12 protein-coding genes are annotated in these 17,006 nt (G+C 67.1%); 6 read left to right on the top strand and 6 right to left on the bottom strand.

Going from position 1 to position 17,006, the window contains the following annotated elements:
• The coding region (locus tag CSC68_RS15195) for a transposase (RefSeq protein ID WP_162202733.1) at positions 1–119 on the top strand (119 nt) is incomplete at its 5' end.
• 123 nt (positions 120–242) lie between these two features.
• Here the strand turns inward: CSC68_RS15195 and CSC68_RS15190 are convergent.
• From CSC68_RS15190 to CSC68_RS15170, 5 genes are all read right to left on the bottom strand, one after another.
• Positions 243–1,799: a DUF6119 family protein gene (locus tag CSC68_RS15190; RefSeq protein WP_162204444.1), complete on the bottom strand. Its 1,557-nt coding sequence runs from the start codon at positions 1,797–1,799 to the stop codon at positions 243–245.
• 125 nt (positions 1,800–1,924) lie between these two features.
• Complete coding sequence (locus tag CSC68_RS15185; protein ID WP_162204443.1) at positions 1,925–5,644, bottom strand: methylmalonyl-CoA mutase family protein; 3,720 nt, start codon at positions 5,642–5,644, stop codon at positions 1,925–1,927.
• Positions 5,645–5,998: 354 nt separating this feature from the next.
• Positions 5,999–6,592, bottom strand: a complete 594-nt coding sequence (locus CSC68_RS15180; protein ID WP_162204442.1) for an outer membrane beta-barrel protein — start codon at positions 6,590–6,592, stop codon at positions 5,999–6,001.
• A 258-nt stretch (positions 6,593–6,850) separates the two neighbouring features.
• Entirely contained in the window at positions 6,851–7,786 is a 936-nt protein-coding gene (locus CSC68_RS15175) for an alpha/beta hydrolase (protein WP_162204441.1), read from the bottom strand.
• Between the two features lie 14 nt (positions 7,787–7,800).
• Entirely contained in the window at positions 7,801–8,424 is a 624-nt protein-coding gene (locus CSC68_RS15170) for a TetR/AcrR family transcriptional regulator (RefSeq protein ID WP_162204440.1), read from the bottom strand.
• A 183-nt stretch (positions 8,425–8,607) separates the two neighbouring features.
• Between CSC68_RS15170 and CSC68_RS15165 the strand changes: the two genes are divergently transcribed.
• Both CSC68_RS15165 and CSC68_RS15160 read left to right on the top strand, forming a co-directional pair.
• Entirely contained in the window at positions 8,608–9,708 is a 1,101-nt protein-coding gene (locus CSC68_RS15165) for a Glu/Leu/Phe/Val family dehydrogenase (protein ID WP_162204439.1), read from the top strand.
• Between the two features lie 433 nt (positions 9,709–10,141).
• Positions 10,142–11,299: an isovaleryl-CoA dehydrogenase gene (locus CSC68_RS15160; protein WP_162204438.1), complete on the top strand. Its 1,158-nt coding sequence runs from the start codon at positions 10,142–10,144 to the stop codon at positions 11,297–11,299.
• A 272-nt stretch (positions 11,300–11,571) separates the two neighbouring features.
• On the opposite strand, the gene CSC68_RS15155 is transcribed toward CSC68_RS15160, so the two are convergent.
• Entirely contained in the window at positions 11,572–14,427 is a 2,856-nt protein-coding gene (locus tag CSC68_RS15155) for an autotransporter serine protease (RefSeq protein ID WP_162204437.1), read from the bottom strand.
• A gap of 154 nt (positions 14,428–14,581) precedes the next feature.
• Here CSC68_RS15155 and CSC68_RS15150 point away from each other — a divergent pair, with 154 nt between their 5' ends.
• From CSC68_RS15150 to CSC68_RS15140, 3 genes are all read left to right on the top strand, one after another.
• Entirely contained in the window at positions 14,582–15,757 is a 1,176-nt protein-coding gene (locus CSC68_RS15150; RefSeq protein WP_162204436.1) for a thiolase family protein, read from the top strand.
• 122 nt (positions 15,758–15,879) lie between these two features.
• On the top strand, positions 15,880–16,209 hold the full coding sequence (locus CSC68_RS15145) for a hypothetical protein (RefSeq protein ID WP_162204435.1): 330 nt from the start codon (positions 15,880–15,882) through the stop codon (positions 16,207–16,209).
• 516 nt (positions 16,210–16,725) lie between these two features.
• A partial coding sequence (locus tag CSC68_RS15140) for a hypothetical protein (RefSeq protein ID WP_162204434.1) occupies positions 16,726–17,006 on the top strand: 281 nt, incomplete at its 3' end.

Genomic DNA, 17,006 nt, shown 5'->3' with positions numbered 1-17,006 from the left:
CCAACCTGGTCGAGGGCATCAACAACAAGATCAAGGTCATCAAGCGCATGGCCTACGGCTTCCGCGATGACGCCTACTTCTTCCTCAAGATCCGGGCGGCCTTCCCCGGAGTTGGGTGAAGAACCAAAAATAAACCTGCCCCTGTTTGCGGACCCTTTTCTCGCAGAAGTGAACCTGACCCCGTTTTTTTTTACCCCGTTCTTTTCGATACCTCTTGATGCTTCTCAGCCCTCCCGGGGGCGCTAGACATAGTCAAACGTAAAGCTGAGGTCATAGCGCAACCTCAAGGACTCAATCACACGCTTCAGAGAGACCTGAGACAAGAAGGGCAGACTCCTCGGCCCGCGAGAGCTGCACACAACAATGGCAATGGTCCAATTAAGGGGGTCGGGCCGATTTGCCGGGGGAAAGCCAAGGGACTCGGGAGGCGTGAAGAGAGCATCGACCAGCGCTCTGTACTGAGAGTCTCGATGAAAGAACGCGTCAACGCCCACCGAGATTTGTGCAAACAGATGCGTCAGGCCAGTCGATCCAACCTTCTTGCGTTTTACGAAAAAGAGTATTCCCTTGCCCGATGCCGGATCGAAATAATAGACGTCACATGGCTCCAAGGCCGTCCTAGCGTTAGGCAGTGTAACTGTCTTCGTATCCAAGACGACAGCGCCAGGGATGGCCGCACTTAAACTTGCGTTGTATGCCGCCTCGTCATGCCCAGAAATGTAAGCAGGCAAGGAAACCGAACCAATCGGCTGCAGTCCCGCAATAAATGTATGAACTAGCCCAACAAATGCCGCATCAACTTTGAACCAGCCCCCGTCGTGACGTACATAGTTGCCACCCGATGGAGATTGATATTCCCAAAATATTGAGTTAGCGATGGGTTCCCACACCTGGGACCCACTCGAAAATCTAACGAAAAGCTTCCGTGACTCAGCTGTCGCCAAATTCACAGGAAGACCCTTCGTTAGACACCAGGACTTCCAATCAGCGAACTCCGGGTCTGGGTAACTGCAAGCCCTGGACCCAGCCTCGAATTGAAACCCTGCGATTTGATCAACCCCATCGATAAGCGACGGAATCCCAAGGAGTATTTGCGCCCCCGGCGCACCCATTGCAGCATTTAAAGCCGCATCCAGCTGCGCAATCTCGCCGGGATCCTCCACAACCTGGATTCGCTCGTACCAATCGAAATCGGCGCACCTAATTTTTTGGTTGTACAAGCGCAAATAAATAGGGAGGCGAGAAATTAGCGACGAAAGCCCTCCATCAACTGCGACCCTCAAAGATGTGGCCCCGCCTATAGCCTTTCCGAAAGCCGTCTTTCGTGGTCTACCCAGAATCCCCTGAAGCAGGTCGCGCTCAATATCTATTCCAAACTGACGAACCGAGCCGGATCGCGCCGCGCTTTCGACGGCATGGATGAAGCTCCCCTCAAGAGCCTGCCGAGAAACCTGTTTCACCGTCTTAGGGTCAACAGCATTAATCGTAACTCGCCGGCCGAAATCGGCCACGACCAGCTTTTTATCCACCTTCAGGTGACCCAAGCCAAAGGTCAGCAGGAAGATCCTCCCCAGTGCTTGGACAGCAAGTACGCAACCTGCTCGTGAAGATTTAAGCGCGTCCGGATTCACTCCAGGCCAAAGTCGAATCACCTCATCCACCCAGCCTGGCGTATTCTCTGATGATGGAAAGATATAAGCCACACCCGAATCGGACTCATGCACCACCGTGTCGGCTTCGACTCTAACAGCGGACCTGTGATTAATTCCGACCCGAAGCAGATAGACACTGAAATCCATACCGCCTCCGACTTGCCGAGCATACAGACGCCCAACTGTCACGTCCCATTTGTGGAACTACAAGCCAATAACGGATTCGATACGTAAACAACGAGAGCCCTAACGACCTCAGCCAGAAACAGCGCTTACATGTTCCGCCGATACTCCCCACCCACGTCATACAAGGCATGACTGATCTGCCCCAGTGAGTGGGTCTTGACCGCTTCGACCAGCGCCTCGAAGACGTTCCCCCGCCGACGCGCCTTGTCCTGAAGATACGCCAGGCCGCGGCCGTTGTGGACTTCGGTCACGGTTTCATCCTCAACCACATGGGCGTGGCCGGTCTCGCCTTCCGGCGCCAGCATGTTTCGGTTGGCCTGCCAGGCGCGGACGTTGGCGATCTGCTGGGCCTTCTCGGCCTCGGTGGAGCGGATCAGCTCGATCTCGGTGGCCACTTCGCCGGCGTGTTCCTTGGGCAGGAAGGTGTTGACGCCGACCAGGGGCAGGCTGCCGTCGTGCTTGCGATGCTCGTAGTACAGGCTCTCTTCCTGGATCTTGCCGCGCTGGTACATGGTGTCCATGGCGCCGAGCACGCCGCCGCGCTCGCTGATGGCCTCGAACTCCCTGTAGACCGCCTCCTCCACCAGGTCGGTCAGGTACTCCACCGCGAAGCTCCCCTGCCAGGGGTTCTCGATGAAGTTCAGGCCCAGCTCCTTGTTGATGATCATCTGGATGGCCACGGCGCGGCGCACGCTTTCTTCGGTCGGCGTGGTGATGGCCTCGTCGTAGGCGTTGGTGTGCAGGCTGTTGCAGTTGTCGAACAACGCGTACAGGGCCTGCAGCGTGGTGCGGATGTCGTTGAACTGGATCTCCTGCGCGTGCAGGGAACGGCCGGAGGTCTGGATGTGGTACTTCATCATCTGCGACCGTTCGTTGGCGCCGTAGCGCTCGCGCATGGCGCGGGCCCAGATGCGGCGGGCGACGCGGCCGATGACGGTGTACTCCGGGTCCATGCCATTGCTGAAGAAGAAGCTCAGGTTGGGCGCGAAGTCGTCGATGTGCATGCCGCGGGCAAGGTAGTACTCGACGATGGTGAAGCCATTGCTGAGGGTGAAGGCGAGCTGGCTGATCGGGTTCGCCCCGGCCTCGGCGATGTGGTAGCCGGAGATGGACACCGAGTAGAAGTTGCGGACCTGGTGCTCGACGAAGTACTGCTGGATATCGCCCATCATGCGCAGGGCGAACTCGGTGCTGAAGATGCAGGTGTTCTGGGCCTGGTCCTCCTTGAGGATGTCGGCCTGGACGGTGCCGCGCACGGTGCGCAGGGTCTCGGCTTTGATCCGCTCGTAGGTCTCGCGGTCCACCAGCTGGTCCCCGGTGACGCCCAGCAGACCCAGGCCGAGGCCGTCGTTCCCCGGCGGCAGGTCGCCGTGGTAGCGCGGGCGCTGGCGACCTTCGAAGAAGGCGTCGATCTTCTGTTGCGCCTGGGCCCAGCGGTCGGCATCGGCCTTGAGGTACTTCTCCACCTGCTGGTCGATGGCGGTGTTCATGAACATCGCCAGGATGATCGGCGCCGGACCGTTGATGGTCATGGAGACGCTGGTGGTCGGCGCGCACAGGTCGAAGCCTGAGTACAGCTTCTTCATGTCGTCCAGCGTGGGCACGTTGACGCCGGAGTTGCCGATCTTGCCGTAGATGTCCGGGCGCGGCGCCGGGTCCTCGCCGTAGAGGGTGACCGAATCGAACGCGGTGGACAGGCGCGCGGCCGGCTGGCCGGCGGACAGGTAGTGGAAGCGGCGGTTGGTGCGCTCCGGCGTGCCCTCGCCGGCGAACATGCGGATCGGATCCTCGCCGGTGCGGCGGTACGGATAGACGCCGCCGGTGTACGGGTAGCTGCCCGGCAGGTTTTCCTTGCCGAGGAAGGTCAGCAGCTCGCCCCAGGACTTGTACTGCGGGGCGGCGATCTTGGGGATCTTCTGGTGGCTCAGCGACTGCCGGTAATTCTCGACGCGGATCGCCTTGCCGCGGACCTCGTACTCGGTGACGTCGTCGGTGATCGACTTCAGCCGCTGCGGCCATTCGCGCAGCATGCGCTGGGAATCGCTGGAAAGCGACTGGATGGCGTCGTTGTAGCGCTGGCGGAGGGTGTGGAGGGTGCGGTCGGGATCGGTTCCGGGAGAAGGCTGCAGGGCGTTGGAGTCGTACAGGGCCAGCGGCTCCGGCAGCAGCGGATCGCCCAGCTCGCGCAGGACTTCCCAGTAGTGCTGGGCGCGGCTGGCGGTCTCGGCCTCGGTCTCGATGCGGCGGGTGTTCGCCCTGCCCTGCTCGGCGATCTCGGCCAGGTAGCGCACGCGGCTGCCCGGGATCAGCACCGTGGCGCGCGGCTCCTTCAGCGAGGTGTCGATGGCCGGGTTGAAGTCGCAGCGGGGAGAGCCAAAACCGGGGTCAGAGTGCAATTTCCCGGTTGCGTGGCTGGCTGGGTCGTCGGAGTCTGAGGAAATTGCACTCTGACCCCGGTTTTGACCCCCTTTCCTCAGCAGCCGGCACAGGTTGACGAACATCCAGCTCACGCCTGGGTCGTTGAACTGGCTGGCGATGGTCGGATAGACCGGCACGTCCTCGTCCGGGACCTGGAAGGCGACGCGGTTGCGCTTCCACTGCTTGCGCACGTCGCGCAGCGCGTCCTCGGCGCCGCGGCGGTCGTACTTGTTGAGCACGACCAGCTCGGCGAAGTCGAGCATGTCGATCTTCTCCAGCTGGCTGGCGGCGCCGTAGTCGGAGGTCATCACGTACATCGGGAAGTCGACCAGGTCGACGATCTCCGAGTCGGACTGGCCGATGCCGGCGGTCTCGACGATCACCAGGTCAAAGTCCAGCGACCTGAGGTAGCCGATGCAGTCGCGCAGCACGGTGTTGGTGGCGCTGTTCTGGCGACGGGTGGCCATCGAGCGCATGTACACGCGATGGCTGCGCAGCGAGTTCATGCGGATGCGGTCGCCCAGCAGCGCGCCACCGGTGCGGCGGCGGGTCGGGTCCACCGACAGCACGGCGATGCGCATCTGCGGGAAGCAGGCCAGGAAGCGGTTGAGCAGCTCGTCGGTGACCGAGGACTTGCCGGCGCCGCCGGTGCCGGTGATCCCGACCACTGGGGTGGTCGGGCGTGATTGGTGATTCGGGATTCGGGATTCGTTGGGGCCAGAAGCCCAACCGCGGCGCATCAGGGTCAGCTCGGATTCGGAGAAGGCGCCGTCCTCGATCCTGGAAAGCATGCGGGCGATCGCGAACTCGTCGAGGCCGGAAGCAAAACGGGGGTCAGAGTGCAATTTCCCGCTGGCCTGGCCGGCTGCTGCGCTGGAGTCGGAGGAAATTGCACTCTGACCCCGGTTTTGGGTTTGCTCGCGTGCGGCGCTGGTGCGTGCGACCACATCCTCGATCATCTCCACCAGCCCCATCTTCATGCCGTCGTTGGGGTGGTAGATGCGCTCGACGCCGTAGGCTTCCAGCTCGCGGATCTCTTCCGGGGTGATCGTCCCGCCGCCGCCGCCGAACACGCGGATGTGCGAGGCGCCCTTCTCGCGCAGCATGTCGACCATGTACTTGAAGTACTCGACATGGCCGCCCTGGTAGCTGGACAGGGCGATGGCGTCGGCGTCTTCCTGCAGCGCGGCGCGGACCACGTCCTCGACGCTGCGGTTGTGGCCGAGGTGGATCACTTCCGCGCCCTGGGCCTGGATCAGGCGGCGCATGATGTTGATCGCCGCGTCGTGGCCGTCGAACAGGCTGGCCGCGGTGACGAAGCGCAGCGGCGTGGTGTCGGCCTGGATTTCGGGGCGTGCGCCTTCGAGATGGCTGGCGGGCGTGCTCATGCGATTGCGTGCACCGGGTTCGGGGATTCGCCCCCGATTCTAGTGCTTGCATCGGAAACGGATTGGCGCGGTGCAGCGTGACTTTGCGCGCGGTCCGGATGAGGGGATGCCGCAGCGGGGACACAGCACGAGTGGCCGCGTACCGCCCCCCGGGTGCGCTTCGCTTACCCGGGCTACGCGACCTCACTGGCGATGGCACGCATGCGTCGCCGGGATGCCAACCTCTACCCCGCCCCCGCTTCGCGCCACGCCCGCGTCAATGACGCGGGCGTCCAGCGGCATGCGCGCAGGTGGCGCGCATGCCTTGCCGCTCACCCAGGCGGGAGGGGTCCGGGGCGTGCGGCTGCTGCCGCATCAGAACCGGTACTCGACACCGAAGCTCAGCAGCTCGATGTCCTCGAACTCGATGCTGTAGTCGCGCTCGTCCCAGTAGTGGTGCCAGTTGGGGAAGGCGTAGGTGGTGTAGACCAGGTTGAGGTTGAGGTTGCGGGTGAGATCGGCGCCAATGCCCACGCCGAAATAGGCGCCGTCGGCATTGGACTCGTCCGCGCCGGCCTCGATGTCGCCGTCGAAGTAGCCGCTGCGGGCGATGCCATACCAGCGGCTGTCATGGCCGAAGCTGATGCGCGCGATCGCGCCGACGTGGCGGTACTTGGACTCGCCCACGTCCAGGGCCAGGCGACGGTCGCGGGCGCCATCCAGGCGGCCGACGCCGCCTTCCACGCCGACCAGGGCGATCGAGCCGGCGCGCCAGCGGTAGCCGGCATTGAAGGAGAGGCTGTCCTGGTCGACGTTGTTGAACACCCGGGCCTGGCCCACCTGGGCGCCGGCGAAGAAGCCACCGCGGTTGTCGCCGTCGTAGGCCTCCTCGCCCGACTGGGCGTGCGCGGCCAGGGGCGAGGCGGCCGCCAGCAGGAGCGGAAGCGCGAAAAGGAATTCCCTGTTCATGATGAGTCCTTGCATGTAGTGGGGGCCCTGCCTCCATCGGCGGCAGGGAGCGACGCACCGCCTTCCTGGCGGGCACAGGGAATGGATTCACGCGCGTCGCAACATGGCCGGGGCGGTTGGCTTCCGGCCCGCGACACGCGACGCGCACGACGATGGTTCCGCGTGCGGAGCGAACATGCTTTCGCCCCGCTTACACGTTTCTTACGCGTAAAAGAGAAGTGAAAAATCCGCTATCCGCTGTTCAGGCCGGAGGAGCTTTCAGGCCATGCCAAACGGCAGGTTGGGCGAAGACACGACGCGCTCACCGACCTCCTGGCCTCGCAGGAAGCGCACGCCCGCCTCCACCACGCCCGGTTCGCCGGCGATGCGGTGATGCCCCAGGCCCTGGGTGCTGAGCAGCCGCGCACGCGGCCACAGGCGCGCATAGAGCTCGCCCTCCTCCCACGGCACCTCGTCGTCCTCCAGGTCGTGCACCACCAGCGCGGGCACGCCCAGCGCGGGCACGTGGCGGTGAACGGCCAGTTCGTCCACGGCAACGCCGATCTGCCGCTCGAAGCGCGCGAACATGCGCCCCACCAGCGGCGGGCGCAGCCCCACCATGCGACCGAAACGGTCCCCGGCCGCGCGCATGTCCGCCGCCGGCGCGACCAGGACCACGCGCCCGGCGCGCACCCCATCGCGCAGCGCCAGCACGGCGGCCGCGCCTCCCATCGAATGCGCCACCACCGCTGCCGCCGGTCCATGCTGCCGGGCCACGTCGGCCAGCGCCGCGGCGCACACGGGCAGGTTCGTCTGGCAGGGCGCGTTGCGGCCGTGGCCGGGAAGATCGAAGGCCACTACCGCATAGCCAGCCTCGCGCAGTGGCCCCACCCAGGGGCGGCAACGCAGGCCGAAGCTGGACCAGCCATGGGCGAACAGCACGTAGGGCTGGGTCGTCGGATCACCCCACGCGTAGGTGGTGATCGTATGGCCGCGGCTCTCCATCTGGCCGATGCGGGCGTCGCCGCACTCGGCCGCCAGAGCGCGGCTGCGCGAGCTGGGCATGGGCGTGGCGAACAGGCGGGAGGCGTGGCGCACCGTTGCCCCCGGCGCCAGCCAGCTGCCGGCGCGGAAGGCCCAACGCAGGGCGCCGGGGACGGCGGATTTGCGAACGGTCGTGCTTTTTTCCGGCGAGGCAGGACGGATTGCGGCCATTGCAGTGCTCCGTGTCAGCGGGGGGGAGTGGCGGCGGCGTCGGACCGGTAACGGTCGAACAGGTCGCGGACGGCCTGGCGCGCCAGCCTGGGCGCATCGGGGACGTGCAGGCGCACGTGGTGCAGGCCGTACATGACGCCGTGCAGTTCGAACGCCAGCTGCGCAGGATCGGTGCCGGCGCGCAGGTGACCTTCTTCCAGCGCCTTGCGCACCGCGGTTTCGACCACTTCGCGCCAGCGCTCCATCATCCGGGTAACGAAGTCGCGCATCGGTCCAGGGCGACCGTCGTATTCGGAGATCGCACCAAGGAACACGCAACCCTCGGGATGGTCGAGGATCCACTCCAGCCAGCCGGCGATGATTGCTTCCAGACGCGGCATGCCGCGCGGCTTGCGCAGCGCAGGCACCAGCACGGCCTCGTTGAATCCGGCCGCGGCCCATTCCAGGGTTTCCCGGACCAGGTCCTCGCGCGAGCCGAAGTGGGCGAACACGCCGCTCTTGGACATGCCGGCCGCACTGGCGAGGTCGCCGATGCTCACGCCTTCCAGGCCAACGCGCGCGGCGAGCTGGCAGGCACACCCCAGCAGCATGTCCCGGGTATGGGCGCCCTTGGCGGTGGCGGGAGCAGGCAGCGTCATGGGATGCAAAATAGCACGACCGTTCGTTCGTGCAAGCCTTCGCAGGCCCCTTGCTGCAACGGGGTTAGAATGGCGCCCGCGACGCACGCCCTCCCCCATCCGGCCACGTCGCTTTTTTGTTTCCGGAACGGCACCTGCCACCGGGACAGCCCGCCCACGCGCGAACCGACGCGGAGCCTGCCCATGTTTGAAACGCTCACCACCTCCGGTCACGAACAGGTGGTCTTCTGCAACAACCCGGACGTTGGCCTGAAGGCGATCATCGCCGTGCACAACACCGTGCTGGGTCCTGCGCTGGGTGGCGTGCGCATGCGCCACTACGCCGATGAAGCCGACGCGGTACGCGACGTGCTGCGCCTGAGCCGCACCATGACCTACAAGAACGCCCTGGCCGGCCTGAACATCGGCGGCGGCAAGGCGGTGATCCTGGGCGACCCGAAGACCGACAAGAGCGAGGTCCTGTTCCGCGCCTTCGGTCGCGCGGTGGACGCGCTGGGCGGCCGCTACATCACCGCCGAGGACGTGGGCACCGATGTCAACGACATGGAGCTGGTTTACCTGGAGACCGAGTACGTCACCGGCGTGCACCAGGTGCATGGCGGCTCCGGCGATCCGGCTCCGTTCACCGCCTACGGCACCATGCAGGCGCTGATGGCCTGCCTGCAGCGCAAGCTGGGGCACGAGGAGATCGGCAAGACCAGCATCGCCGTGCAGGGCCTGGGCCACATCGGCATGGAGCTGGTGAAGCTGCTGCGCGAGCGCGGCGCCAGGCTCTTCGTCACCGACCTGGATCCGGCGCGCGTGGAGCACGCGGTGTCCGAGTACGGCGTGGAAGCGGTGGGCGTGGACGAGATCTATGACGTCTCCGCCGACGTGTTCGCGCCCTGCGCGATGGAAGGCGCGCTGACGATGGAGAGCATCGAGCGGCTGAAGACGAAGATCATCTGCGGCTCGGCCAACAACCAGCTGGCCAACCACGCGGTGGGCGACGAGCTGCACAAACGCGGCATCCTGGTCGCGCCAGACTATGCGGTCAACGCCGGCGGCGTCATGAACGTCTCGCTGGAGATCGACGGCTACAACCGCGAGCGGGCGATGCGGCTGATCCGCAGCATCTACTACAACGTCGCGAAGATCTTCGACCTGTCCGAGCGCGAGAACATCAGCCCGCAGTACGCGGCCGACCGCATCGCCGAAGCGCGCCTGGCGGCGATCGGCAAGCTCAAGCTGCCGATGGGCCGCGCCACCCCGCGCATGGGGCACCTGCGCGGCGAGCAGCACTGAAAGCAAAGACCCGGAAACCGGGCCTTTGCTTTTGTGATTCGTGATTGGGGATTAGTGATTCGCAAGGGCGGGTAGCGAGTAGCCCGGGTAAGCGAAGCGCACCCGGGTTCCCCTCCCCCACGGGAGAGGGGAGGGGAAAGGCGGTAACGCAGCGTGCGTTGATGCGCTCCACATCTCCCGGGAGCGCTCAACCATGTGCCCGGGGCTGGAAACATCCACCAGCACCCGACCCGCACCCTGCCCTGGCGCCGCGCCCCGGCCCGCGTCACAGGCCGGGGGCGTTCGACGGCTTGCGCGCCAGTGGCGCGCAGGCAATGGCGTCCCACTCCAACGGGAGAGCGGCCCATGGCGGGCATTTGTTGCGCCCGCACATGACGCTTTCGCGTCCGGCACTACACTAGGTTCAAATGAAACCATCAGAGTGAGGCGGCGGATGCGAGCGTTCCAGCTTGGGGAGGAGATCGACGCGCTGCGTGAGGCCGTCCAGCGTTTCGCCGAGGCCGAGATCGCGCCGCGCGCGGCGCAGATCGACCACGACAACGCCTTCCCGCAGGACCTGTGGCCCAAGCTGGGCGAACTCGGCCTGCTGGGCATGACCGTCGATCCGGAGTACGGCGGCAGCGGCATGGGCTACCTCGCCCACCTGGTGGCGATGGAGGAAATCTCGCGCGCATCCGGTTCGGTCGGCCTCAGCTACGGCGCCCACTCCAACCTCTGCGTCTCCAACCTGTTCCTCAACGGCAACGACGCGCAGCGCCGGAAATATCTTCCGAAGCTGTGCAGCGGCGAGTGGAAAGGCGCGCTGGCGATGAGCGAACCGGGCGCCGGCTCGGACGTGGTCGGCTCCATGCGCTGCAGCGCCGAACTGCGCGACGGCGTGTGGGTCGCCAACGGCAGCAAGATGTGGATCACCAACGGCCCCGAGGCCGACGTGCTGCTGGTGTACATGCGCACCGCGGGGAAGGAAGCCGGCAGCCGCTGCATGACCGCCTTCATCGTCGAGCGCGGCATGCCCGGCTTCTCCACCGCGCAGAAGCTGGACAAGCTTGGCATGCGCGGCTCCAACACCTGCGAGCTGGTGTTCGACAACTGCGAGATCCCGCAGGAGAACGTGCTCGGCGAGGTCAACCAGGGCGTGCGCGTGCTGATGAGCGGCCTGGACACCGAGCGCCTGGTGCTCACCGGCGGCCCGATCGGGCTGATGCAGGCGGCGCTGGACCTCGCCCTGCCCTACGTGCGCGAGCGCAAGCAGTTCGACGCGGCGATCGGCACCTTCGGACTGATGCAGGGCAAGCTCGCCGACATGTACACCGCACTGCAGTCCAGCCGCGCCTTCGCCTACCAGGTGGCGCGCGACTTCGACGAAGGCCGGCGTTCGCGCGCGGCCGCCGCCGGTTGCCTGCTGCATGCCTCCGAGGCCGCGGTGCAGGTGGCGCTGGAAGGCATCCAGGCGCTGGGCGGCAACGGCTACATCAACGAGTACCCGGCCGGCCGCATCCTGCGTGATGCCAAGCTCTATGCGATCGGCGCCGGCACCAACGAGATCCGGCGCATGCTGATCGGCCGTGAGCTCTTCGAAGGCCGCGGCTGAGTCCGCGGCCAAGTCCGGGGAATGAACAGCCTCTCGTGGCAGGATCCGGGGTGCGTCGCTTCCCCGGCCTCACGCCGTTCAAGGGCGACGACCCGGCCCCACGCCGGTGAAATGCGACGCCTTGTCGGCGGCGCGTAGCCCGGACAAGGCCGAAGGCCTCATCCGGGGATGACGCGCAACGCGTCGCTCGCAGGCTTCCATGCGGGGCGGCTACCCGGGCCATGAAGCAACTGCGATGGCGGCGCATGGCCGCCATCGCATGCCGTGGCCGGTCAGAACTCGCGCAGGTAGTGCAACGAGAGCTGGCGCGCGTCGCCGCGGGGACCGAAGCGCTGGTCGAGGCTGAAGCCCAGCTGCGAGTTGGCGGTCAGCCAGGACCTGGCGGAGAAGCCGAACAGCCCGCCCGGACGGGTCGGATCGGTCGAGGCCAGGGGCGACCACGAGTCCACGCCGACGAAGCTGGCCAGCGGCATCAGGCCGTCGCTGGAGAGGGTGTGCTGCCATTCGGCATGGCCCTGCAGGCGCCAGCGTCCCCAGTCGTGGAACGTGCGCAGGCCGGCGATGGCCTGGCTGCGACGCGCATCCAGCCCGCTCGTACGCAGGCCGAAGCCGTGCGCGCCCTCCTCATGGAAACCATCGCTGGCAACCCGCGCGTGCTCCAGGCCCAGGTACGGCACCAGGCCGTGGCCGGCGGTGCCGAAGCGCCAGCCGGTCTCCAGGGCGGCCATGCTGAAGCTGCCGTCGTAATCGGCATGCACGGCATGGCGGGAGGCGCCGACCAGCAGTTCGCGGTCGGTCTGGCGCTGCCACTGGCCGCTGCCCAGCTGACCGGCCAGGTAGGCATGCTCGCCCTGCACGCCGAGATAGGCCTGCACCTGCGCCTGGCGTTCCCGGCTGCGGTCGGCCAGGCCCTGCAGGCGGCTGTCGCCGCGGGTTTCGGCCACGGCCACGCCGGCCACCAGGTTGCCTTCCAGATGCAGGTCGTGGCCAGCCATCCAGCCACCCAGCTGCGCATCCGCGCCGCTGGCGGCAGCGGGCGCGGCCGAAGCGCCCATCGCCTCCATCCAGCCGCCAGCGCGACCCCGGCCTGCGGCAAGCTGGTCGAAGCGCCCGGACAGCGTGCGCCGCCCCATGTCCAGCGCATCGAAGGTCGCGGCCATGGCCGCGGCATGCACCTCGCCGGACAGGCTGCGCAGCGAGGCCTCGAATTCCTCGCTGCTGGCCAGGCGCTGGAAATCGCCGGCGATGCGGGTGAAGCCTTCGTCGGCGACCACGCTCGCGCCACCCGCATCCAGCCGGGTGAACGCCGTCTCGACGCGCCGCGCCGCGCCCAGCGAGGCCGGGTCGGAAACGCCCAGCGTCGAGGCGGTGGCGGCCACGTCCAGGCGGCTGATCTCGAGCCACACGTCGTAGCCGGCGTAGACGATGGATCCACTGAACTGCAGGACGCTGGGGCCAAGGCTAATTGTGTTGAAATGGCCGAACACGCCTTCCGCGGCGCTGATGACATCCTCGCGCACCTTGGCCACGTAGCCCTGGCGCAGGCCGGTGATCTGCAGTTCTCCATTGATCGTGGCCTTGCCGCCCACGTCCAGCCCGCCGTAACCGATCACCAGGGCCAGGCGGCCAGCGGCCGCCTGGGTGTAATCGCCATCGATGCGGAAGCCGGCCGGATCCACGCCGCCGCCGTCGACCAGCACGGTGCCGGCGTTGACCAGGTTGCCGCCCAGCTGCGGCGTGCCCGCCAGGCGGGCGCCGGCCGCCACGTGCACGTCGGAGGCCTCGAGTGCGCCGCGGATGCGCAGCGTGCCCTCTTCCACCCGGGTCTGGCCGGTGTAGTCGAACACCGACTTCCCGGTACCCATCACCAGGGTGCCGGTGCCGCGCTTGACCAGGCCACCGGCGCCGCTGATGTCATTGGTCCACGCGGACTGCCCGCTGAAGCTGACCTCGACGTCGCCCCAGTCGAACCGCGCAGGGCCGCCCAGCGCCTTGGCCACGTCCAGGCGGCCATAGCCGAACACCGCGTCCGGCCCCGGTTCGCCCAGGTCCGTGGCAGTACCCAGCAGGGTCTGCCGGACCAGGTCGTTGTCGAAGTAGGGAAACTTCTCCCACACCAGGGCAGCGGCCCCGGACACCAGCGGCGCGGCGAACGAGGTGCCCGAGCCGTATACATATGAGATGTCGCCGGCGGTGGCATCCGGCGATGGAACCACCAGGGTGCCGGGGGCCGCCAGGCAGTACGACTGGGCCACGCCGCCGGCATTGGAGTAGCTGGCCAGCTCGTCTGGCTGGAAGGTGTCCAGCGCGGCCACGGCGAGCCAGCCGCGCTCCAGGTCGGCCGCCGGGCGGGTACCGCCCGGACCGGGCTGGCTGGGCAGCGCGGCCATGTCGGTGGGGTTGGAACGGCCTTCGTTACCGGTGGAGAACACCACCAGGCCGTCATGGTCGCGGACGAAGAAGCGGTACTCGTCGGCGATCTCGGCGGTGACGTTGTCCCGGGTCCAGTACAGGCCGCCCCAGGAGTTGTTCATGATGCGCATGCCGCGCGCCACCAGGTCCTCGTGGATGCCGCGGATGCCCAGGGCGCCGGTCACCTCGTTGCCGCGGCCGGATCCGTCATCGTCCGGACGCTCGTCGTTGATGATGCGCGCCGAAAGGATCCGCGCACCCGGCGCCACGCCTCCCGGCCAATCGCCCACCGGTGCGCCGGCGGCCAGCAGGGCCACGGCGGTACCGTGGCCGACGACATCGTCCACCGAGGTGTTGTTGGTCCGCGGATCGATATAGGTGAGGTTTGCATCGACCCGGCCGGCCAGGCCCGGATGGGCGCGGTTGACGCCGGAGTCGATCACGCCGATGTGGTAGCCGGCGCCGGTGATGCCGCCGCGGGCCTCGGCCCCGGCGTTGATGATGTCCAGGTGCGCGTCGATCGGCGGCGGCGTTCCTGCCGGAGGCGGCTCAGGCGGAGGCGGCGCGGGCGGCGACGCGGGCGGATCACCCACGCGCAGGCCGCTTCCCCCGCCGCCACCGCAGGCCGCCAGGCTGGTGGCCAGGGTCGCGGCGATGGCGATCGCCAGCAGTGACCGGGCGACGCCGCCCGGGGAACGGTGGACACATCCGTGCATCGCATTCTCCCCAAGAAACGTGGCGGGCATGCCGCCGCTACGGGCGGTTCTATACCGCAATCCGGCGTCGCTGTCGCCTGCCGCACCCCGCAGCGCTGGCGCCGCCCGGCCGGGTGTGCCGATAATCGGGCTTCAATTTCCGCGAGGCACATCCATGTCCGACATCGTCATCGTCGCCGCCAAACGCACCGCCATCGGCTCCTTCCTGGGCCAGTTCAATGGCGTCCCCACCCCGACCCTGGGCGCTGCCGCCATCGGCGCCGCGCTGGAACAGTCGGGCGTGCCGGCGGCCGATGTGTCCGAGGTGATCATGGGCTGCGTGCTGCCGGCCAACCTCGGCCAGGCGCCCGCCCGCCAGGCGGCGCTGGCCGCCGGCCTGCCGACCTCGGCCGGCTGTACCACCATCAACAAGGTCTGCGGCTCGGGCATGAAGGCGATCATGCTCGGCCACGACCTGATCAGGGCCGGCTCGGCCTCGATCGTCGTCGCCGGCGGCATGGAGTCGATGAGCAACGCGCCGCACATGATCCCCAACTCCCGCACCGGCAACCGCTACGGCAACTTCCAGGCGGTGGACCACATGGCCTGGGACGGGCTGACCAATCCGTACGATGGCCAGTCCATGGGCGTGTTCGCCGAGAAGACCGTCGAGAAGTACGGTTTCACCCGCGAGGAGCAGGACGCCTACGCGATCGAGTCGGTCAAGCGCGCCCAGGCCGCACAGGCCAGCGGCGCATTCGAGGGCGAGATCGTCCCGGTCAAGGTCGCCACCCGCAAGGGCGAGGTCGAGGTCGCCACCGACGAGCAGCCGGGCAAGTCCGACGTCGGCAAGATCCCGGGCCTCAAGCCGGCATTCAAGAAGGACGGCACGGTCACCGCCGCCAGCTCCTCCTCCATCTCCGACGGCGCCGCGGCCACCGTGCTGATGTCGGCCGAGGAAGCCGCCCGCCGCGGCCTGCAGCCGCTGGCGCGGATCGTCGGCCACTCGACTTTCTCCCACCAGCCGGAGTGGTTCACCACCGCGCCAGTGGGCGCGATCTCCAACCTGCTGGACAAGGTGGGCTGGCAGGTCGGCGACGTGGACCTGTTCGAGATCAACGAGGCCTTCGCCGTGGTGGCCATGGCCCCGATCCGCGAGCTGGGCATCCCGCACGAGAGGATCAACGTCAACGGTGGCGCCTGCGCCCTGGGTCATCCCATCGGCGCGACCGGCGCCCGGCTAGTCGTGACCCTGGTCAACGCGCTGCGCAAGCGCGGCCTGAAGAAGGGTGTGGCCGCGCTGTGCATCGGCGGAGGAGAGGCTACCGCTATCGCTCTGGAAATGGTGTAATCGTTTTTCACGAGCTCTTTACGAAACTCACCTGTTGCTGCTTGACAGCAGAAACGGGCTTGTCATCATGTTGGCGGCGCGCAATCGCGCGTTGCCCAACTAAACGACGAGGAATATCCAACATGAGCATCAACAAGCTGCTGATCGCCCTGGCCCTGGGTCTGGCCCTGGCCGCGTGCTCGAACCAGGAGCAGGCTCAGGACGCTGCTGCCGCCGCCGACACCGCTGCTGCTGAGGCGCAGGCTGCTGCTGACGCCGCCGCTGCCGAGGGTTCCGAGGCTGCCGACGCCGCCCAGATCGCCGCCGATTCGGCCGCTGCTGCTGCCGACACCGCTGCTGACGCTGCTGCCGCCTCCACCGGCGAGAACGCCGACGCCGCTGCCGACACCGCCGAGGCTGCTGCCGACGTGGCCGAGCAGGCCAAGGACGCTGCCGAAGAAGCCCAGAAATAATACGGCTTCCAGCATCGCTCTACGGGAGGCCGCCGGTAAAACCGGCGGCCTTTCGTTTTTGTGTTTCCGGAAAAGCCGGGCGCATTAACTCGTGATTTTCATTGCGGTTTTCAGCCCGCATCGGGAGCGGCGGTTTTGATTCGCCATTGCCCGTAAACGTTTACAGCCGAATGCAGCGCTGTATCTGTTCCAGGCGCCCTCTGCCGCCGGTTCCACGGCCTTCTCGCTGCGCCCGGACCACCTGCAGGATGGCAGGCTTCACCCTCCTCGCTCTCCCGGACAGGCGTCTGCAATCGCGGGCGTCGCGGGACGCCATTTGGCGCATTTCCGCCCCTGCGCTCTCAAACCTGAATACGCAGATGAACGCCAGCTCAATAGGCTCCGTATATCGCTGAAGGGTCCGTTCAGGCGGTTCACGGCGTCCTGACCGGTGGGGCTGAATGCTGCCGGCGCGCCAGACCGGCGCCCAAACGATCCCCGGAACAGGAGTCCCCAAGGCCCCGTACCCGCACCCTGATGATCCCCGCCGCTGCCGCCCTCGCCCTGGCCCTTGGCGCGTGCAACGACTCCTCGCGCGACGAAGCCGCGCGCGCTGGCGACCACGCCGCCGCTGCCGGCGAGCACGCTGCCGCCGCCACCCGCGAGGCCGCCTCCGAGGCCGCCGATGCGACCCGCGAGGCCGCGGCCGATGCCGAGGTGCATGCCCGCGAAGCTGGCCCGCGCGCCGCGGCCGCCACCCGCCACGCCGCCGCCGATGCGGCCGACGCCACCCCCAACGCAGCGGAGCGCACCGCCGC

The organism is Pseudoxanthomonas suwonensis (assembly GCF_010093235.1).
GTDB lineage: Bacteria > Pseudomonadota > Gammaproteobacteria > Xanthomonadales > Xanthomonadaceae > Pseudoxanthomonas > Pseudoxanthomonas suwonensis.
The sequence above is the reverse complement of the archived record's forward strand: the minus strand, read 5'-3'. Positions and strand labels throughout refer to the sequence as shown.

What these genes read in the sequence shown, in the direction of transcription:
- CSC68_RS15190 (WP_162204444.1), bottom strand. Translation starts at nt 1,799, where the DNA reads ATGGATTTCAGTGTCTATCTGCTTCGGGTCGGAATTAATCACAGGTCC.
- CSC68_RS15155 (WP_162204437.1), bottom strand. Translation starts at nt 14,427, where the DNA reads ATGCACGGATGTGTCCACCGTTCCCCGGGCGGCGTCGCCCGGTCACTG.
- CSC68_RS15145 (WP_162204435.1), top strand. Translation starts at nt 15,880, where the DNA reads ATGAGCATCAACAAGCTGCTGATCGCCCTGGCCCTGGGTCTGGCCCTG.
- CSC68_RS15180 (WP_162204442.1), bottom strand. Translation starts at nt 6,592, where the DNA reads ATGAACAGGGAATTCCTTTTCGCGCTTCCGCTCCTGCTGGCGGCCGCC.
- CSC68_RS15160 (WP_162204438.1), top strand. Translation starts at nt 10,142, where the DNA reads ATGCGAGCGTTCCAGCTTGGGGAGGAGATCGACGCGCTGCGTGAGGCC.
- CSC68_RS15150 (WP_162204436.1), top strand. Translation starts at nt 14,582, where the DNA reads ATGTCCGACATCGTCATCGTCGCCGCCAAACGCACCGCCATCGGCTCC.
- CSC68_RS15165 (WP_162204439.1), top strand. Translation starts at nt 8,608, where the DNA reads ATGTTTGAAACGCTCACCACCTCCGGTCACGAACAGGTGGTCTTCTGC.
- CSC68_RS15170 (WP_162204440.1), bottom strand. Translation starts at nt 8,424, where the DNA reads ATGACGCTGCCTGCTCCCGCCACCGCCAAGGGCGCCCATACCCGGGAC.
- CSC68_RS15185 (WP_162204443.1), bottom strand. Translation starts at nt 5,644, where the DNA reads ATGAGCACGCCCGCCAGCCATCTCGAAGGCGCACGCCCCGAAATCCAG.
- CSC68_RS15175 (WP_162204441.1), bottom strand. Translation starts at nt 7,786, where the DNA reads ATGGCCGCAATCCGTCCTGCCTCGCCGGAAAAAAGCACGACCGTTCGC.